The organism is Nonomuraea cavernae (genome assembly GCF_040655715.1).
In the GTDB taxonomy this organism is placed as follows: Bacteria; Actinomycetota; Actinomycetes; order Streptosporangiales; family Streptosporangiaceae; genus Nonomuraea; species Nonomuraea cavernae_A.
The window spans coordinates 117,331-135,339 of record NZ_JBFAKL010000008.1; the positions used below are offsets into that span (position 1 = coordinate 117,331).

Annotated in this window: 19 protein-coding genes; 10 read left to right on the forward strand and 9 right to left on the reverse strand. The window is 70.5% G+C overall.

Going from position 1 to position 18,009, the window contains the following annotated elements; translation table 11 throughout:
• The first annotated feature begins 17 nt into the window (after positions 1-17).
• The gene (locus AB0I38_RS14110; RefSeq protein ID WP_358466779.1) at positions 18-401 is read left to right on the forward strand and encodes an HD domain-containing protein; all 384 of its coding nucleotides are present in this window, start codon (positions 18-20) and stop codon (positions 399-401) included.
• Positions 402-424: 23 nt separating this feature from the next.
• Here AB0I38_RS14110 and AB0I38_RS14115 read toward each other — a convergent pair whose 3' ends face one another.
• From AB0I38_RS14115 to AB0I38_RS14140, 6 genes are all read right to left on the reverse strand, one after another.
• Positions 425-631, reverse strand: coding sequence for a hypothetical protein (locus tag AB0I38_RS14115; protein ID WP_358466781.1), 207 nt, complete (start codon positions 629-631; stop codon positions 425-427).
• Positions 632-635: 4 nt separating this feature from the next.
• Positions 636-1,184, reverse strand: a complete 549-nt coding sequence (locus AB0I38_RS14120; RefSeq protein WP_358466783.1) for a hypothetical protein — start codon at positions 1,182-1,184, stop codon at positions 636-638.
• Positions 1,181-1,552, reverse strand: coding sequence for a hypothetical protein (locus AB0I38_RS14125; RefSeq protein WP_358466785.1), 372 nt, complete (start codon positions 1,550-1,552; stop codon positions 1,181-1,183). The genes AB0I38_RS14120 and AB0I38_RS14125 overlap by 4 nt, the downstream gene beginning before the upstream one ends.
• A gap of 137 nt (positions 1,553-1,689) precedes the next feature.
• Positions 1,690-3,462 (reverse strand): NAD+ synthase, encoded by a 1,773-nt coding sequence (locus AB0I38_RS14130; RefSeq protein WP_358466787.1) that lies wholly within the window; start codon positions 3,460-3,462, stop codon positions 1,690-1,692.
• A gap of 52 nt (positions 3,463-3,514) precedes the next feature.
• On the reverse strand, positions 3,515-4,966 hold the full coding sequence (locus AB0I38_RS14135; RefSeq protein ID WP_358466789.1) for a BTAD domain-containing putative transcriptional regulator: 1,452 nt from the start codon (positions 4,964-4,966) through the stop codon (positions 3,515-3,517).
• Between the two features lie 141 nt (positions 4,967-5,107).
• Positions 5,108-6,298, reverse strand: coding sequence for an MDR family MFS transporter (locus AB0I38_RS14140; protein ID WP_358467118.1), 1,191 nt, complete (start codon positions 6,296-6,298; stop codon positions 5,108-5,110).
• Positions 6,299-6,364: 66 nt separating this feature from the next.
• Here AB0I38_RS14140 and AB0I38_RS14145 point away from each other — a divergent pair, with 66 nt between their 5' ends.
• Positions 6,365-7,327 (forward strand): DUF5937 family protein, encoded by a 963-nt coding sequence (locus AB0I38_RS14145; RefSeq protein WP_358466791.1) that lies wholly within the window; start codon positions 6,365-6,367, stop codon positions 7,325-7,327.
• A gap of 70 nt (positions 7,328-7,397) precedes the next feature.
• On the opposite strand, the gene AB0I38_RS14150 is transcribed toward AB0I38_RS14145, so the two are convergent.
• Both AB0I38_RS14150 and AB0I38_RS14155 read right to left on the reverse strand, forming a co-directional pair.
• A complete protein-coding gene (locus AB0I38_RS14150; protein WP_358466793.1) occupies positions 7,398-8,360 on the reverse strand; it encodes a terpene synthase family protein in 963 nt (320 codons plus the stop codon).
• 8 nt (positions 8,361-8,368) lie between these two features.
• On the reverse strand, positions 8,369-8,914 hold the full coding sequence (locus tag AB0I38_RS14155; protein WP_358466795.1) for an EF-hand domain-containing protein: 546 nt from the start codon (positions 8,912-8,914) through the stop codon (positions 8,369-8,371).
• 151 nt (positions 8,915-9,065) lie between these two features.
• On the opposite strand from AB0I38_RS14155, the gene AB0I38_RS14160 reads away from it, so the two are divergent.
• The 8 genes from AB0I38_RS14160 (at position 9,066) to AB0I38_RS14195 (ending at position 16,915) form a co-directional block, all read left to right on the forward strand.
• A complete protein-coding gene (locus AB0I38_RS14160; RefSeq protein WP_358466797.1) occupies positions 9,066-10,427 on the forward strand; it encodes a glutamine synthetase family protein in 1,362 nt (453 codons plus the stop codon).
• 299 nt (positions 10,428-10,726) lie between these two features.
• Positions 10,727-11,302 carry a hypothetical protein gene (locus AB0I38_RS14165; protein WP_358466799.1) on the forward strand — a complete coding sequence of 192 codons (576 nt, stop codon included), beginning with the start codon at positions 10,727-10,729 and terminating at the stop codon, positions 11,300-11,302.
• Positions 11,303-11,308: 6 nt separating this feature from the next.
• Positions 11,309-12,436 (forward strand): SRPBCC family protein, encoded by a 1,128-nt coding sequence (locus AB0I38_RS14170; protein ID WP_358466801.1) that lies wholly within the window; start codon positions 11,309-11,311, stop codon positions 12,434-12,436.
• A 42-nt stretch (positions 12,437-12,478) separates the two neighbouring features.
• Positions 12,479-13,708, forward strand: coding sequence for a hypothetical protein (locus AB0I38_RS14175; RefSeq protein WP_358466803.1), 1,230 nt, complete (start codon positions 12,479-12,481; stop codon positions 13,706-13,708).
• Positions 13,709-13,721: 13 nt separating this feature from the next.
• Positions 13,722-13,979, forward strand: coding sequence for a hypothetical protein (locus AB0I38_RS14180; protein ID WP_358466805.1), 258 nt, complete (start codon positions 13,722-13,724; stop codon positions 13,977-13,979).
• Between the two features lie 384 nt (positions 13,980-14,363).
• A complete protein-coding gene (locus tag AB0I38_RS14185) occupies positions 14,364-15,077 on the forward strand; it encodes a PaaI family thioesterase (protein ID WP_358466807.1) in 714 nt (237 codons plus the stop codon).
• A gap of 115 nt (positions 15,078-15,192) precedes the next feature.
• Positions 15,193-16,104 carry an acyl-CoA desaturase gene (locus tag AB0I38_RS14190; protein ID WP_358466809.1) on the forward strand — a complete coding sequence of 304 codons (912 nt, stop codon included), beginning with the start codon at positions 15,193-15,195 and terminating at the stop codon, positions 16,102-16,104.
• Between the two features lie 127 nt (positions 16,105-16,231).
• Complete coding sequence (locus AB0I38_RS14195) at positions 16,232-16,915, forward strand: type 1 glutamine amidotransferase (protein WP_358466811.1); 684 nt, start codon at positions 16,232-16,234, stop codon at positions 16,913-16,915.
• A 120-nt stretch (positions 16,916-17,035) separates the two neighbouring features.
• Here the strand turns inward: AB0I38_RS14195 and AB0I38_RS14200 are convergent, their stop codons facing one another.
• Complete coding sequence (locus AB0I38_RS14200) at positions 17,036-17,992, reverse strand: hypothetical protein (protein WP_358466813.1); 957 nt, start codon at positions 17,990-17,992, stop codon at positions 17,036-17,038.
• Positions 17,993-18,009 lie beyond the last annotated feature (17 nt).

Here is an 18,009-nt window from a genome sequence, read left to right on the forward strand (position 1 = left end):
GCGATTCCCTGCCCTTCGTGAACATCGGCGGCGATCTGAAGGTCTCCAAGCGACAGCGTCAACCGCTCTGCAGTGACCACCCAGGGGGGCGGCAGACAAAGTCGTCAACGATGGTGCGCGGTGTCCCGGAGCCCGTGGCGGAGATGGTGGGCGGCGCGGTCGGTGAGTACGAGGAGAAGACCAGCCTGGAAGCCGCCTGCGCCCGTGACGCCGACAAGCTGGAATGCCTGATCCAGGCCATCGAGTACCGGGAGCAGGGACACCAGAATGTGCAGCCGTGGATCGACAGCTCACTGGCTGCGCTGAAGACGCCGTCCGCGAAGCGCCTCGCGCACGAAGCGCTCGGCACGGGGTCGCTGGAGTGGATGTCACGCGTCCTCAACGGAGACCAGAACACCTGATTCTCATCGACGCCAGGCTGAACTCACGAAGCGTATCCGCCGAGTTCGTTGCGGATGATGTCTTCTGACCGGGCTGCCAAGTCGTGTTCGGCGTGCATCGTCTGGGCGAAGGGGAACCGCTTGTGCAAGCCGTCTTCGAGCGCCAGCTCCCACACCATCGTCTTCGGCGCGTCCTTGATCGGCGCGAAGCCGTCGGCCTCACCCTTCTCTTCGCCGCATGATCGGACCACCGGATCAACCGTTACGGAGCATTCTCTCGCCCCCAAGGGCGAGCAGGAGGAACATGTCGAACTCGTGGAGTTTGTACTTGTCCATCCGCCGAATCGCCTCGATGGCCGATCTCGCCGTGTTGACCTGCCCCAACGTCGCGGACCGGGTGGCGTCGTAGTCCGGGTCGTAGTCGGCTCCGTGTCGTGCGTCCTGAAGATCGCTGAAGGAGATGGCAAGGATGACGAGATCAGCGTTGACCTGCCCCCGAGTGGTGAGGAGACGCACTGCCGCCGTCGGGGCCGATCGACCCGAGTTGATGTTTTCGACCCATCGGGCGACTTGGCGGAAGTTGCCGTGTGCGTACCAGCGGCCGATCGCGTGTTGATGATCCTCGGGGCCGTTCTGCACGGCCCTGTTCGCGCCGTGCCGTACCAGTTCATGGAAGAGGGCGTAGTAGGCGGTGGAGGTCGCGCGGCGGAGATAGGCAGTTCTGGGGCGGCCCTGACGGGCTGTGCGACCGGCGAGGGTGTCGGCGAGGTGCAGGTAGTCCTCAGCCTTGAACGTCCGCCTCACTGATCACCCTGCGATTCCTCTGACAGAAGGCGATCGATCTCCTCTGTGCTGTCGTCCGTTTCGAGGGTTTCGTTCTCGCGTTCGGCGTATTCCTGCTCGCTGAAGACCGAGACGTACACGTAGTCGTCCAGACCGTGTTCGGCCGCGAGCCGGTTCGCCTGTGTACGCAGAGTGTGCGTCAGCTCTGCCGACCAACCGTCGGCGTCCGTTCCATCCATCACCACGATCGCGCGCAGGGCGGCCTCATCGGCGCTGTCTCTGTACGGCTCCACGATCACGTTGCTGATCGCCAGATCTCCCGGAACGTCGATATCGCGAATCGCCGCGGCAAGCTCGGGCAACGCTTCGTCCTGGCGTTTAGTGCTCATGACACCCATTCTCCCCCTTCCCGTCGCAGTCGTCCGGTAGCAAAGGCACCGCCAGTGTGCCAGCTCACCGGGCGTACTCGCCTGCTTCTTGTAGGGCTGCTACAAGTCCGATCAGGCGAAGCGTGCTCAGGGGTGCGCTAGGAGGGGATTTCGCGCCATCTGTTGGTGATGGGCAGGCGGCGGTCGCGGCCGAAGTTCTTCGGGGTGATCTTCGGCCCCGGCGGATACTGCCGGCGCTTGTACTCGGCCAGGTCCACCAGCCGGATGACCCGGGTCACCAGGTCGGGGTCGTGACCCGCCGCGATCAGCTCGTGGGAGCCCATGTCCTTCTCGACGTAGTCGTCCAGCAACCGGTCGAGCACCTCGTAGGGCGGCAGCGAGTCGGTGTCGCGCTGGTCGGGACGGAGTTCGGCGCTCGGCTCCTTGGTGATCGAGTTGTCCGGGATGGGCTGCTCGGCCCGGAGCAGGAAGGACGGGTCGGTGTGCTCGTTGCGCCACCTGGAAAGCTCCCACACCATCGTCTTCGGGACGTCCTTGATCGGCGCGAAGCCGCCGGCCGAGTCGCCGTAGAGGGTGGAGTAGCCGGTCGCCAGCTCGCTCTTGTTGCCCGTGGTCAGCACCAGGTGGCCGTGCTCGTTGGACAACCCCATCAGGATCATGCCGCGGACGCGGGCCTGGAGGTTCTCGGCGGCCAGGCCGGACAGGTCGATCTCCTTCTCGAAGCCGTTGACGATCTCCGCGATCGGCACCACCTGGGAGTGGAGGCCCTGCCTGTCGACCAGCTCCTCGGCGTCGCTCACCGAGTGGTCGGAGGAGTAGCGCGATGGCATCAGCACCACGTGCACCCGGTCGGGGCCGATCGCGTCGGCGGCGATCGTGGCGGTGAGCGCGGAGTCGATGCCGCCCGACAGGCCGAGGATCACCGACTGGAAGCCGTTCTTGGCCGCGTAGTCGCGTACGGCCAGCACCAGGGCCGAGTAGACCTCCGCGTGCGTGTCCAGGCGCTCGGCCGGTGCGGGCGCCTTGGGAGCGTAGGGCTCGACGGGCTCATCCGACAGCACCACCCGGTCCACCGTGATCGTGGTGCCGTCTCCGGCGTCGTACGGGAACGCGCCGGGCTCGGCGTCCGAGACCGGCAGGTCGAGGTCGACGACGAGGAGCTCCTCGTGGAACTGCGCCGCCCGGGCGATCAGCCGGCCTGCCGCGTCCACCACGATGGAGTCGCCGTCGAAGACCAGCTCGTCCTGCGCGCCGACCTGGTTGACGTAGACGAGCGCGCAGCCCGCCTCACGTGCCCTGCGCGCGCACAGCTCCAGCCGTACGTCGTTCTTTTCCTTCTCGTACGGCGAGGCGTTCGGCGCCACCAGCAGCCCCGCGCCGGCCCGCCCCACGACGGCCACCGGCCCGCCGTCCTGCCAGAGGTCCTCGCAGACCGCGATGGCGATGTCCACCCCGTGCAGCCGGAAGATCGGCAGCCGGTCGCCGCGCACGAAGTAGCGGTACTCGTCGAACACGCCGTAGTTGGGCAGGTGGTGTTTGGCCGTGCGGGTGACCACCTCGCCCCGGTAGAGGAGCGCGGCCGCGTCGAGCGGCGCGCCCTTGGGCTGGCCGACGCGCGGCGCGAGGCCGGCCCGGTCGACGTAGCCGACCACCACCGGAAGCTCGCCCAGCCCTTCCTCCCGCAGCCGGACCGCCGTCTCCTCCAGGGTCTTGATGCTCGCGTCCACGAAGGAGGTGCGCAGCACGAGGTCCTCCACCGGGTAGCCGGTGAGGAACATCTCGGTGAACACCACCAGATGCGCGCCTCGGTCAGCGGCATCGCGGGTCCAGGCGACCAGTTTGCCGGCGTTGCCGGCGAGGTCGCCTACGGTCGGGTTCGTCTGGGCGAGGGCGATCCGCAGTTGTGCCACGCGACAAGACTAGTACGACCTGATTTTTGTCGTTCAAGCGACGAAAAGCGTGTTATTTAGCAGCCACGGCCCCGGGAGTGACCAGGCCGGACTCGTAGGCGGCCACGACCAGCTGGGCCCGCTCGAACAGGCCGAGGTGGTCGAGCAGCCCGGCCACCTCCTGCGAGACGACCTGCTCCGTGAGGCAGAGGGTCTGCGCGATCTGCCGGTTCGTCAGGCCGCGGGCGACGAGTTTGAGCACGTCGATACGCTCGTCGGAGAGCCCCGCCAGCTGCGGGGGAGAGTCGGGGTCGGTCCTGCCCGCGAACCCCGCGATGAGCCTCGTGGTGACCGCCTGGTCGATCAGCGCGTCGCCGGCGGCGGCGGCCCGGATGGCGGCCACGAGCTGCTCGGGAGGCGAGGTCTTGAGCACGAAACCGCTCACCCCGGCCCGCAGCGCCGCGTAGAGGTTCTCGTCGCTGCCGAACGTGGTCATCATGATCACCTTGGGCGGGTGGTCGTCGGCCAGGATCCGGCGCGCCGCGGCCAGGCCGTCCAGGTGCGGCATCTGGATGTCGAGCAGCACCACGTCGGGACGGAACTCCCGCACCGCCGCGATCGCCTGCTCGCCGTCGGCCGCCTCGCCGACCGGCTCCAGCCCCGGCTCACCGCTCAGCACGGCCTGGAGCCCGGCTCGTACCAGGGCTTGGTCGTCGGCCACCAGCACCCGCAGGACCTCTGCCGGTTCCGCCGGGGCGGGCGGGCTCGGCGGCGCGGGGATGTCCTCCACGCGCTGGGCCAGCATGTCGCTCTCCAGACGCTGCAGCCCGCTGGTCAGGTCCAGCCCCAGCTCGTCGCGCCAGATCGCGCGGGCCCGGCGCAGCGCGCCGAGCGCGTCACCCTGGCGGCCGGTCCGGTAGAGGCCCAGCGCGAGCAGCCGCCAGGCCTCCTCGCGCAGCGGATGGGCCAAGGCGTGCGCCTCCAGGTCGGCCACCAGCGCGGTCGCCCGGCCGAGCGCCAGCCCGGCGTCGGCGCGCCGTTCGACGGCGACCAGCCGCAGCTCCTCCAGCCGGCCCGCCTCCGTGGACGCCCACGTCAGGTCGGCGAACTCGGCCAGCGCGGGCCCGCGCCACAGCCCGAGCGCGGTGTCCATGGCCGCCCACACCGTCGCGGGCGGGCCGTCGGACTGCACGAGGCTCTCGAACCGCCACGCGTCGACCTGCTCGGCCGAGGCGCGCAGCGCGTAGCCGGGCACGGCCGACACCAGCACCTCGGCCTCCTCGCGCGGCGCCCGGCCGGGTTCGAGCGCCCGGCGCAGCCGTGAGACGTAGCCCTGGATGGTCGACAGCGCCTGGGCCGGCGGGGCGCCGGGCCAGAGTTCGTCGATGAGGGTGGTGACGGGCACGGCCCGGCCACCGGCGACGAGCAGGCGCGCGAGCACCGCTCGTTGCCGCTGGCCGCCGAGTTCGAGCAGGGCCCCGTCGGCCCAGGCCTGGAACGGTCCCAGCGCGGTGAAGGTCAGCATGGCAGGACCCAGGGTAAAGCCGAACGGCGTTCAGGGCATATGGCGCTTTTCTACATCAGTAGGGCCGTGTGGACGGCGGTTCCTCCTCCTGGAGCCGGTCGTTGCCGCCAATGTTGCCGCCGGCAACGGATCAACGCGTGGTCAACGCCGCCTGATCGCCGGGCCGAGCGCGAGCATGCCCACGGCCGAGACCAGGCCCACTCCGCCGGTCGTGAACCAGAGCGCCGACGGGGCGATCTCAAGGAGCGCGCCGCCGAGCAGCGGCGCCAGCACCGCGGCCGCCGACCAGGCGAACCCGAACAGCCCCGAGTAACGTCCGCGCAGGTGAGGCGGGGCCAGCGTGGCGACGATCGTGCCCGCGATCCCGGCTGTGACGATCTCGCCCGCCGTCCACACGGCGATGGTGACGGCCAGCCAGCCTGTCGTGGTGACGAACGCGGTCAGCGCGAAGCCCACGCCCATGACGAACAGCCCCAGCGCGAACGTCCTGGACGGATCGAGGCTGCCCAGCCACCCCGACACCAGCGGCTGCACGATGACGATGAGCACGCCGTTCAGCGCCATGGCCATGCCGAACTGCTCGGTCGACAGCCCCACCACCGAGGTCATCGCGACGGGCAGCATGGTGAACGTCTGTGAGTAGACCAGCGCGTTGCCCAGCACGACCGCGGTGAAGCCGAGCATCAGCCGGTCGCGCAGCACCACGCCGAACCCCCCGCCCGTCTCCTGCCGGTCGGCGGGCCTGGTCTCCGGGACCGCCCGCCAGACCAGCACGGCGAAGATCACGCAGCAGGCGGCGTCGATCCAGAACAGCCAGCCGAACCCCAGCCGGGCCAGCCAGCCGCCCGCCGTCATGCCGACGGCGTACCCGAGGTTGATCGCCCAGAACAGCAGCCCGTACGCGCGCGGCCGCTCCGCCGGCGAGACGAGATCGGCGACCAGCGCGTTGGACGCGGGCCGGTAGGCGTCGATCACCAGGCCCAGCGCGAACATGGCCACCAGGATCGCCGGCAGCGAGGTGCTGTAGCCCAGCGCGAGCATCGTGACGGCGGTGGCCAGCATGCCGCCCGCCAGCGTGGCCCGGCGGCCGATCCGGTCGGTGAGCACCCCCGCCAGCAGTTGGGAGAGCAGCGACCCCACGCCGAACACCGCCATCACCGCGCCCACCGCCGCCAGCGGCAGCCCGCGCGCCTGGGTCAGGTAGACGCCGGTGAACGGCATCACCATGGTGCCCAGGCGGTTGACCAGCGTGCCGCTCCACAGCGCCCAGAACGGGCGCGGTAGCCCGCCCAGCCGGGACTGGAGGAAACCGGGCTTTTCGCTGGAAGTCATCGTCACGCGGACAAGGGTGAGCCGCCCCGTGCCGGGCCGCGAACGATTTAGTGCACACTAAAACGTGTGGTGATCTGGACGTTGAGACCGGAGGACGTGGCCCGGATCAGGTTCGCGTTCTCGCCGATGTGGGAGCTGGTGGCCAGCCTCCGCACACTGCGCGACCCCGCCCGGCAGGTCATCCACCTGCCGTGGATCACCGGCGTGCGGGGTCACCTGGCCGGGCTCGACCTGGCCGAGCTGTTCGCGCTCGTCCCGCCGTCCGGCTACCTGGCCGACTTCCTCACCCCGCCGCCCGACACGCCCTACCCCGACTTCGCCGCCGAGCTCGACCGGGTCCGCCGTACGCCGCCCGGCCTGGCCGCGTACGAGGCCGGGCTGGTCGAGGGCGCCGACCCCGCCGTGATCGAGCGGTTCAGGAGCGATCCGGAGGCCGGCGTGGCCAGGGTGGCCGGCGCGCTGGAGGCGTACTGGGAGGCGTGCTTCGCGGAGTACTGGCCGCGCGTCCGCGCGCTGCTGGAACGCGACGTGCTGCGCAGGTCGCGGCAGCTGGCCCACGGCGGGGCACGGGAGCTGTTCGCCGCGCTCGACCCGGCAGTGGTGTGGACCGGGGAGCGGCTGCTCGTCGATCGGCCGTGGTGCGAGCCGGGCGGACTGCACGGCGACGGGCTGGTGCTGGTGCCGAGCGCGTTCTACTGGCCGTCGGTGGCGGTCATGTCGGCCCCGTACCAGTCGATGCTCGTCTATCCGGTCCTCGGCGTCGGCGGACTCTGGGAGAACGGGCCGCCACCCGCGCCGGGCGCGCTGGCGGCCCTCATCGGCCGGAGCAGGGCCCGGATCCTGCTCGCGCTGGCCGAGCCGACCACCACCTCCGCCCTCGCCCATCGGATGGCCGTCACCCCCGGGGCGGTCAGCCAGCATCTGCGCGTGCTCAGTGGCAGCGGGCTCACCGTGGGGATGCGGGTCGGCAAGGAGGTCGTCTACCGGCGCACCGCCACGGGCGACGCGCTCGCCGCGGGCCCGTCCTGACGCCGGGCCTTGAGCCGCGCGCCCGCCTCAGAGCCCGTCCTGACGCCGGGCCTTGAGCCGCGCGCCCGCTTCAGGTGTACCTGGCGGACTCCATCAGCCAGTCGAGGTGCGCTCGCGGCGCGGCCAGGTAGGCGCAGGCCACCTTGCTGACGTCCCTGGCCGTACGCGGCCCGAACGCGTCGAGCGGCAGCCGTCCGGCCGCCTCGCGCATGTCGCCGCAGCGCTCGGCGATCCGGTCGAGCACCCAGGCGACGGCCTGCCGCTGGTTCAGGCCCAGCTCGTGCATGGCGATCACGACCAGGTTGTGCCCGTCGCCGCCCTCCTTCGGCCGCGAGGCCACGTCGTTGCACCACGCCGTGACGTCGTTGCAGGCGTCGACCAGTTCCCGCCACGGCTCGCAGCCGTGCAGCCAGGGCGGCACCTCGACCCGCAGGCACGGCTCGACCAGGTCGTACAGGTAGGGACCGACCGTGGCCCGGCGCAGCGCCGGATACTGCTGCAGCGTCGGGATCCGGCCCGCCGCGCGGTTGGCCGCCTCCAGCCGGCAGGCGTCGTGCTGGCGCTGCAGGTTGACCGCGAACCTGGCCCGCCACAGGTCGCTCATCCGGGCGCTCGTCACCCGCCACAGATCGGCGAACGCCGCCTCCAGCGGATGTGACGAGGCGCCGGCCAGCATGCCCTGGAAGATCTCCAGCCGGCCCTGCCCCTCGTCCATCTCGTCGTCCAGATGGAACAGCCACGTCAGCCACTGCGCGAACAGCGCCGCCGCGGCCGCGTCGAACCCGGCGAACGCCCGCCCGGCGATGCGGTGGAAGCCGACCCCCGGATCGGCCCGCAGCCCCGTCCGGCGCGCCCAGTCGATCACGGCCGCCTCGATCGCGTAGACCGCCGGGTGCATGCGGCACGGGGCGGCCAGCGCCGGCACCCGCTCGGTGAGCGGCAGCAACGCCCAGGCCGCCGGGCCGCCACTGCGCGGCGCCGGCGGTTTCCAGTGCAGCACGGACCGCAGCGCGGTCCTCACGGAGGTGATCACGTCGGTGCTCATAGCGGACCGAAGAGCCAGTTGCCCGCCGCGCCGGGGTCGTCGCTCACGTAGAACTGCCGCGCTGCGAGGACCAGCTCGTCCACGGTGAGCACGCCCCTGCCCACCCGGTCGAGCCGGTCGAACGCCTCGTCCACGTCGTCGTAGGCGGTGCCGTAGGCGCTCAGCAGCATCCGGAACTCCCGCGGCCCGACCATCCCGTCGCCGTCGCCGTCGCAGAGCTCGGCCACCGCCTCCATGGCCGGACGGAACACCGGGTCGTAGCGGTCGCCCGAGACGAACGCCTTCTCCATGCCGACGCGGAACTCCTCCCGCGTGATGCGGGAGTAGCCGTCGCGGCCGAGAGTCTCCATCAGGGCCGACCAGATCGCGTCGAACCCGCCGACGAGGCTGCTGCCGATGACCGAGGTGGGCGACTCGCCGAACCCCACCAGGATGCGGGCGGCCAGCCCCAGTAGGTCCTCCCGCTCGATGACGCCCTTACCACCCGCGTCGATGTGGTCGAAGGCCCGATCGAGCTTGTGATTGAGCAGGTCCGTAGTCACCTTTGCCTCCCCCGAGACTGACTGCTTGATCACAGTAGGTCGGGCCGGACGGTTTGTCAGCGAGGCTCGCACCGGCACCCCCCGTAACCTGTGCGAAACACGGACACGGCATCCTGATAGAAGACCAGCACTGTATTCACAAGGGGATGCCTTGGATCGCCAGCAGGAGTTCGTGCTCCGCACGCTCGAGGAACGCGACATCCGGTTCATCCGGCTCTGGTTCACCGACGTGCTCGGCTTCCTCAAGTCGGTGGCGATCGCGCCGGCCGAGCTTGAGGGTGCCTTCGCCGAGGGCATCGGCTTCGACGGCTCGGCGATCGAGGGATTCGCCCGGGTCTACGAGGCCGACATGCTGGCCAAGCCCGATCCGGCGACCTTCCAGATCCTGCCGTGGCGCAGCGAGACGCCCGGCGCCGGGCGCATCTTCTGCGACATCCTGATGCCCGACGGCTCCCCGTCGCACGCCGACCCGCGCTGGGTGCTCAAGCGAGCCCTCGCCAAGTGCGCCGACATGGGCTTCACCTTCTACACCCACCCCGAGATCGAGTTCTTCCTGCTGAAGAACCGTCCCGAGCCGGGCCAGCGGCCGGAGCCCATCGACTCCGGCGGCTACTTCGACCACACCCCGCACAGCTCCGGTCACGACTTCCGGCGCCAGGCGATCATGATGCTGGAGTCGATGGGCATCTCGGTCGAGTACAGCCACCATGAGGGCGCGCCCGGCCAGCAGGAGATCGACCTGCGCTACGCCGACGCGCTGACCACGGCCGACAACATCATGACCTTCCGCCTGGTCATGAAGGAGGTCGCGCTGGAGCAGGGCATCTGGGCGTCGTTCATGCCCAAGCCGTTCACCGAGCATCCCGGCTCCGGCATGCACACGCACATGTCGCTCTTCGAGGGCGACCGCAACGCCTTCTACGAGGCCGGAGCCGACTACCAGCTGTCCAAGACCGGGCGCTCGTTCATCGCGGGGCTGCTCAGGCACGCCGCCGAGATCACGGCCATCACCAACCAGTGGGTCAACTCCTACAAGCGGCTGTGGGGCGGGGCCGAGGCCATCGCCGGCCAGGGTGGCGAGGCGCCGTCCTACGTGTGCTGGGGCCACAACAACCGCTCCGCGCTCGTACGCGTCCCCATGTACAAGCCACACAAGGGCGGCTCGACCCGGATCGAGTTCCGGTCGCTCGACTCGGCCTGTAACCCCTACCTGTCCTTCGCGCTGATCCTGGCGGCCGGGCTCAAGGGCATCGAGCAGGGCTACGAGCTCCCGCCGGCCGCCGAGGACAATGTGTGGACGCTGACCAGCGCCGAGCGGCGAGCCCTCGGCATTCAGCCGCTGCCGGGCTCACTGGACGAGGCCATCGCGGTGATGGAGCGCAGCGAGCTGGTGGCCGAGACGCTGGGCGAGCACGTCTTCGACTTCTTCCTGCGCAACAAGCGGGCGGAGTGGCGCGAATACCAGCGCCACGTCACCGAATACGAGCTGGGCCGCTACCTCCCGGTGCTGTAGACCCCCTCGGGCGCGGGGACGGTCACGCATCAGGTGGGCTGTTCATGAGAGACGTCTGGAGTCGCCTGCCTGATCGGTCGCGGCGGGTTTCCGCGACGCGGCACCACCTGCTGTGGCCCTGTCGCGCCGACGGCCGCCCGAGCCTCTGAGGATATTGACCCGCTTTGCGTGCTTATGTGTTTTTTGTCCGATTCGCTGGGAACGGCGAGATGGGACAGGGGGCATGAGCTTCCGCCGACGATCGGGTGGCTCTCGCGGGTCACCCTCCAAGGACGGTAACCATGAAATGCGGGGCAAAGGTGGCGCTGGCCGTCGCCGCCGGATACTTCTTCGGGCGCCGCCGCAAGCTGCGTGCGGCGGCCACTCTGGCCGTGGCCGGCGTGGCCGGCGGGCTGAAGGCACAAAAGGGCGAATTGCTGCAGAAGGGACTACAGGCACTCGGGTCGCCTGAGCTGAGCCAGGCCGCCGACCGCATTCGCGGTGACCTGACGGAGGCGGGTAAGGCCGCGGCCGTGGCTGTGACGAGCAAGCAGATCAACGCGCTCAGCGACATGATCCACCAACGGGCCGAGGGGCTGCGCCAGACCGCCGAGCCTGCCGGGAAGGCTGCCGAGACGGCGACTGAAACGGTTTCGAAGGCACCTGGGGCCGGCTCGGCGGTGTCCGAGTCCGGTGAGTCCGGTGAGTCCGGTGAGTCCGGTGAGTCCGGTGAGTCCGGTGAGTCCGGTGAGTCCGGCCAGAGCGGCGAGACTGGCGAGCCCAAGGCGGCCGAGGCCGCCGATCAGGGTGAACGTCAGGAAGGGGGCCAGGAGGGCGAAGCTCAGTCGAAGGAAGAGTCCGTACCCTCTCAGCGCGGCGCTCCGGTATCGAGGTGATCCCTGATGACACAGGAATCGAAGGAGCCGCAGGGCGTCGTCGGGGCGCTCCCTCTGGACCGCTTGTCGAAGGAGTGCCGCGCCCTCGCCGGGGCCATCGGAACCCGGATGCTGGGCAAGGTGACCGACAAGGTCACGGGGGCGACCGGCAGGCTGACCAACTACGCCCAACGCGGTGACGCCCCAGACGCGAGCACCGCCGCGAAGGGCGAGGAGGAGTCCGAGGAGAACTCAGAAACGCCGGAGAACGACTCCGAGGGACCGGGAAAGAACGCTGACGAGTCGAACTCACAAGGACCCGGGGAGAACTCGCCGGAAGGGGAGGAGAAGGAAGGGGAGGAGAAGGAATCCTCCTCCAAGCCCGGTGTGCTGGGCCGGGTCGGGAAGGCGGTCAAGAAGGTCGTCGGCCGCGACGGCAAATCGGCAGGCCGGGCGGAAGGCGACAAGACCAGGGTGACCAACGTGGTCGAGTTCCTCGACGTCGGCGCCCCGATCAGCGTGGTCTACAACCAGTGGACGAATTTCGCGGACTTCCCGAGCTTCATGAAGAAGGTCGAGAACGTGAAGCAGGAGTCCGACGAAGAGCTGACGTGGAAGGCGCAGATCTTCTGGTCACACCGGACCTGGAAGTCGAAGATCATCGAACAGGTGCCCGACCAGCGGATCATCTGGCGCTCAGAGGGCGCGAAGGGATACGTCGACGGCGCGGTGACCTTCCACGAACTCACGCCCACCCTCACCCGGATCGTCCTCGTCCTGGAGTACAACGCGCAGGGGTTCTTCGAGAAAGTCGGAAACCTGTGGCGCGCACAGGGCCGGCGCGCGCGCCTGGAGTTCAAGCACTTCGGACGCCATGTCATGACGCAGGACCTGCTGCATCCCGAGGAGATCAAGGGCTGGCGCGGCGAGATCCACGACGGTCAGCTCGTCGAGGATCAGGACACCGAAGCCGCGGAGACCGAGCAGCCCGAGTCTGAGCAGCCCGAGTCTGAGCAGCCCGAGGGCGAGTCCAAGGGCGAGGAGGCCGGGGGAGAGCGGCCCGAGGAGGAGACGTCCCAGGAGGATCGGCCGGAAGACGAGCGCTCCGGTGAGTCGCGGCAAGAGGCGGAGTCCGCGGAATCCCAGTCCCGTTAGAGGCCTCCCGAGCCCATCCGCGTTCGGGGAGAGGAGCACGCCATGTCTGACGATCTGCCAGAGGCCGCCACGGATCTCTCGGGCCCTCCGGAGCAGGTGCCCGCGCGGCCTGGCCGGCCGCAACCGAATGGGCTCGCGGACCCGGACGTCCTGCTGCGCGTGCCCACGGTCAAGGTCGAGAAGATCAACCTGGAGGTCGAGGACCTCCGCGCGCGCGTCTCGCTCGAAGCGGACGTCCTCGATCTGCTGAGGTTGCACGTGGGTGTGGACGTGACGTTGGGACGGGTCAATCTCGAGATCTCCGGCGTGGAGGCCAAGGCGCTGCTGAAGGTACGGCTCGACAATGTCGCCCTGATCATCCGGGATGTGCTGAAGACGATCGACAACAACCCGCAGATGCTGAACAACCTCACCTCGGCGGTGGGGGCGGCCACCCGTGACGTCGGCGCCGGAGCCGGCCGGGCCGTCGGCGAGGTGGGGACGAGCGCGGGTTCGGCGCTCCAGGGGACCGTCGAGTCCGTCGGTGACGCCGCCCGCGACGTCGTGGGGCAGGTGCCGGAGACCGCCCGCTCCGTCACACAGACCGCCGGCACCGCCGTCCACGACGCGTCGTCCACCCTCACGCCACCTCCGGCATCCGCGCCCCCGCAGCCGGGTACGGCCCAAGCGCCCGCCACGCCGCCGTCCACACCGGACGTTCAGGACGATGCTGGTCGAGACGATGTCGAGCCCAGGCCGTCCGGCCCTGAGGAGCGCGAAACCGAGGCTCCATCAGAGGAGGCGGAGGTCCGCACCGGGGATGGGGCGAAACCGCAGACGGACGTCGAGAGCGGTGCGGAGGAGAAGGGAGAGTCCGGTGAGAGGGAGCCCGCGGCCGAGGCGCCTCCCGCGGCCGAGGATCATCCCGAGGACCAGGCCGAACCTGACGAGGGTCGCGCCCCGGACGGGGTTGCGGGCGCCGCCGAGGAGAAGGCTGAGGACCGACCCGAAGGCCAGGCGGAGCGTGAAGAGGGGCGCGCTGAGGGTGAGGCCCAGGTTGAGGGCGGTGAAGAGGGTCGCGCTGAGGGTGAGGCCGGGGCAGAGGGCGGTGAAGAGGGTCGCGCCGAGGGTGAGGCTGAGGGGCGTGACGAGGATCGTGTCCAGGACGGTGGCGAGGGGCCTGAGGCCGGGGAGCGGCAGGCGCTGGGGCCGGCGTTGAAGGGGCTGGGGAAGGCGGCCTGCAAGGCGGGCGTGCGCCGGTTGCGGGACGTGACCAGCAGGAAGCGGTCGTGAGGACGGCGCGCGGATGAGCGACAGGCGTCCCGACGCGTGGTTGACGGCGACCGCCGACATCGTGTTCGCCGCCACGGTACGAGCCGACCGGCTGTGGTTCGAGGAGGCGCCCGAGACGGCGGTCACGTACCAGGGCGAGCAGGAGTCGGGTGACGGCAGCCGCCGCGACGGACTGCCGGATCGCGTGGCGGAAGGAGAGGTCTACCGTGCGATCCGGGTCGACTACGTCATCGCGTCCAGGGCCCGGCCGCGGCGGGGTCCGGGCGGCTAGAAATACTTCGAGGTCAGGTCGGTCGTCGGCCAGGTGGTCACCTTGACCTGGTTCATCTGGTCGTCGATCAGGTCGAAGTCGGCCGAGCGTCCAGTACGGCGGAGATCGTGTGGTCGAGCCGGCTCAGGCTGGGCGGCGCGTGAGCATCGTCACTTCTGCCCCCCAAGTCACATGCGTGTCATCAAGGTTCCGTATCTTACGGAGCACGGCGCGCGCTCAGGCGCGGGAAGCTGTGGGCGGGTTTGGGACGTTGTGCCCCTGCGTTGGCCGGTGTGAGGACACCCTGACGGACCTGGTCAAGAGGGGATCGGGTAAAATCGGTCTGTTTTATTCGAAAATTGTGGGTCTTCGCCACCCTGGGTGGCGAACAGAGGAGGGTGTGGCATGACGACGGCTGCCCTGCAGACCGTGTTGACCGTTCCCGAGCGTTTCCGGGGACCGGATGGAGCCGCCAACGGCGGCTGGATAGCCGGGTCCATGGCCGACGCGCTCAACGGCAGCCGATCAGCCGTCGAGGTCACGTTGCACGCCCCCACTCCGCTGGAGACCGAGCTGCGCCTGGAGCAGGTCGCCAACAGCGTCTCCCTGGCCGACGGCGACCGGCTGCTGGTCGAGGCCATCCCGGTGGCCGAGGACCTGAACGCCCCCGAGTTCGTCCCGTTCAATGACGCCGCCCGGGCCGAGGCGGGGTTCGCCGGCTGGCACGGGCACGCGTTCCCGGGCTGCTTCGCCTGCGGGCTGCGTGAGCCGGGCGACGGCCTGCGCGTCTTTCCCGGCCCGGTCGAGGGCACCGACCTGGTGGCCGCCGGCTGGCGGGTGCCGTTCACGGTGGCCGACGCGGACGGTGTGCCCGCCTCGATCCTGGGTGCCGCGCTCGACTGCGTCACCGGGTGGGCCCACTTCCGGCCCGGCGAGTCCGCGCTGCTCGGGCGGCTGGCCGTACAGATGCACCGGCGGGTGCACCCCGGCGGCGCCTACTCGATCGTGGCGCGCGCCACCGGCCGCGAGGGGCGCAAGCTGTTCGGCGAGAGCGCCGTCTACGAGGTCGACGGCACGCTCGTGGCCGCCGCGCGCGCGACCTGGATCGCGCCCCGCTGACCGCGACCGCCGTCCTCGCCGCGGGCGTCTTTGCCGCGAGCTGACAAACTCGCGGCCGCGAATCGTGCGCCGAGCCCACAGCGCCGCGCCGCGGAGCTGACTAGCGTCAGCGCACATGACCGTTTCCCGAGACCTCGCCGCCACGCCGGTGCCGTGGTTCGAGCGGGTCATGGTGGCGCTGTTCGTCGTCGTGCCGTTCCTGGCCGTGCTGGTGGCGGTGCCGTTCGCCTGGGGGTGGGGGGTGGGCTGGCGCGACCTGGTGATCGCGCTGGTCTTCTACCTGGTCACCGGGTTCGGCATCACGGTCGGCTACCACCGGCACTTCACCCACCGGTCGTTCGCCGCTCCTGCCTGGCTGCGGGTGGTGTTCGCGCTGGCCGGCGGGATGTCGCTGCAGGGGCCGGTGATCAGGTGGGTGGCCGACCACCGCAGGCACCACAAGTACGCCGACCGCGAGGGAGACCCGCACTCGCCGTGGCGCTACGGCACCGGCGTGGTCGCGCTGGCCAAGGGCCTGCTCCACGCGCACGTCGGCTGGCTGTTCCGGGCCGAGCGCACGTCGAGGCGGCGGTTCTGCCCCGACCTGCTGGAGGACCGGCCGATCAGGCTGCTCTCGCACGACCTCGCCTACGCGCCCGTCGTGCTGGCGAGCATGGCGCTGCCCGCCCTGGCCGGCTGGGCCACGGGCGGCTCGTGGCTGACCGCGCTGTTCTGGGGCGGACTGGTACGCGTCTTCGTGCAGCACCACGTGACCTGGTCGATCAACTCGATCTGCCACACGTTCGGCACGGCCGAGTTCGCGGTCAGGGACCGTTCGCGCAACGTCTCGTGGCTGGCCGTCCTGTCGCTCGGCGAGTCGTGGCACAACCTGCACCACGCCGACCCGACCTGCGCCCGGCACGGCGTGCTGCCCGGTCAGATCGACCCCAGCGCCAGGCTGATCCGGCTGCTGGAGCGGTGCGGCTGGGCGACCGAGGTCCGCTGGCCGCAGCCGGCCAGGCTGGACCGGCTCAGAGCGCTGACGTGAGCCGGTCGGCCACGGCCGAGACGCGGCGCGCCCCCCGGCCCCGGTACTCCTCCGGCGCCCCGGCACTCCTCCGGCGTCCTGGATGACGCATGCTCCGGAGCATGAGGTTGCGTATAAATTGTCCGTTATGCGGATCACGGTCATCGAGCACGAGGCGGATGCCGGGCTGGGCTTCCTGGCCGGCTGGCTGGGAACGGCCTGCGACGTCGTCCGGCCGTACCTCGGCGAGGAGCTGCCCGAGCGGGCGGCCGACGGGCTGATCGTGCTCGGCGGCGAGGCCGCCGCCTGGGAGGACGAGGACTTCCCCTGGCTGCCCGTCACCCGTGACCTGCTGCGACGCTCCGTCGCCGACAGCACTCCCACGCTGGCCGTCTGCCTGGGGGCGCAGCTGATGACGATGGCCTGCGGCGGGACCGTTGAGCGGGGCGGCGCCGGGCTGGAGGTCGGCCTGTGCGAGGTCTCCACGCTGCCGGCCGCCGCCACCGACCCGCTGCTGTCCGGGATCGGCGCCGCCGTGGCGATCCAGTACCACCGCGACGCGATGACGCGGCTGCCCGAGGGCGCCGTGCCGCTGATGACCGGGACCCGCTACCCCAACCAGGCCTACCGGCTCGGCGAGAGGGCCTGGGCGGTGCAGTTCCATCCCGAGGCCACGCCCGCGATCTTCGCCTCGTGGACCACGGCCTCGGGGCTCGACTCGGCCGAGCGGCTCAACGCCGAGGTCGAGGCGGCCGAGGACAAGCTGATCGCCACCTGGCGGCCGATGGCCGAGGCGTTCGCCGGCGTCGTCAAAACCGCCGCCCACGGCTGAGCCCGCCATCCACGGCTGCCCTACGGTTGAGCCCGCCACGCACGGCTGCCCCACGGCTGAGGCCGTCACCCATGGCTGCCCCACGGTTGAGCCTCGCGTTTCCACGGCTGAACCCGCCGGTCACGTGTACTCGGCCCGCCATGACACCCTCGACCTGAGCTCGCTCTTGACGGAGAACACGCCGCCGCTGACCACGCCCACGGCGCGGCCCGCACGGCCCGGGCCCTTGGCCGGGGTCCAGTGTCCGCTCGGCTTCCGGTACTCGATCCGTACGCTGCCGGAGCCGACCTTGGCGCCGGTGGACCTGTGGACCGTGCCGGTGTGCAGGAGGCACGCCGTGTTCCTGCCCCCCACCTGCGCGGTCGACCTGCTGGTGGAGGTGATGTCGGCGTCGATCCGGGGCCGGGAGAACGCGGCGACGGTGAACGGCACGCTCTGGCCGACCACGGTCTCGCCGTCGCGGCCCCCGATCAGCTCGGCGCGCACCTGCCCGGTGGTCGGCGGGCTGATCTCCGCGCTGAAGAGGCCGGACCGCCATTCGGTGACCGCTTCGCCGATCTCCTCCCAGACGATCGGCACGGCGGTGACCGTTTCGCCCGTCTCCAGCCCTTCGCCCGGGTCGAAGGCGCGGAAGGTGATCGAGACGAGCTGCCCGCCGTACGGGAGGGAGGCGGAGCCGTCGCGGATGAGCAGGCGGCCGGAGGCGACCGCGATCTCGCCCGCCGCGATGTGGCGCGGGTCGACGTCGAACTCGGAGAAGTACGCCTCTCCCAGGGGCGCGCCGCCGGAGACGAGGAAGGGCAGTTCCGTGAACACGCGGCCGGTCTCGACCGTGGCCCGCCAGGCGCCGGACCGGTCGTGCGGACCGAACTGGTGCGTGGCTCGCCAGACGCCCTCTCGCGAACCGGGGGCGAAGCGCAGCCGGGTGAGGGAACCGCCGGGCGCGGCGAGTGTCCCGGCCGGCTTGTCGCCTCCCGTGACGACCGCCTCGACGGTGGCCGTCGCCCCGTCCGGTCCGAGCCGGATCGGGTCCGGTGTGATGGTGATGTCCTCGGCGAACGTCTCATGGCGTGGCATCGGTGATCCTTAGCGAG

Bases quoted from the DNA above. Each gene is read 5' to 3' on its own strand.
- AB0I38_RS14125 (WP_358466785.1), bottom strand. From the start codon at position 1,552: ATGAGCACTAAACGCCAGGACGAAGCGTTGCCCGAGCTTGCCGCGGCG.
- AB0I38_RS14170 (WP_358466801.1), top strand. From the start codon at position 11,309: ATGACACAGGAATCGAAGGAGCCGCAGGGCGTCGTCGGGGCGCTCCCT.
- AB0I38_RS14175 (WP_358466803.1), top strand. From the start codon at position 12,479: ATGTCTGACGATCTGCCAGAGGCCGCCACGGATCTCTCGGGCCCTCCG.
- AB0I38_RS14190 (WP_358466809.1), top strand. From the start codon at position 15,193: ATGACCGTTTCCCGAGACCTCGCCGCCACGCCGGTGCCGTGGTTCGAG.
- AB0I38_RS14140 (WP_358467118.1), bottom strand. From the start codon at position 6,298: ATGACTTCCAGCGAAAAGCCCGGTTTCCTCCAGTCCCGGCTGGGCGGG.
- AB0I38_RS14180 (WP_358466805.1), top strand. From the start codon at position 13,722: ATGAGCGACAGGCGTCCCGACGCGTGGTTGACGGCGACCGCCGACATC.
- AB0I38_RS14200 (WP_358466813.1), bottom strand. From the start codon at position 17,992: ATGCCACGCCATGAGACGTTCGCCGAGGACATCACCATCACACCGGAC.
- AB0I38_RS14195 (WP_358466811.1), top strand. From the start codon at position 16,232: ATGCGGATCACGGTCATCGAGCACGAGGCGGATGCCGGGCTGGGCTTC.
- AB0I38_RS14135 (WP_358466789.1), bottom strand. From the start codon at position 4,966: ATGCTGACCTTCACCGCGCTGGGACCGTTCCAGGCCTGGGCCGACGGG.
- AB0I38_RS14185 (WP_358466807.1), top strand. From the start codon at position 14,364: ATGACGACGGCTGCCCTGCAGACCGTGTTGACCGTTCCCGAGCGTTTC.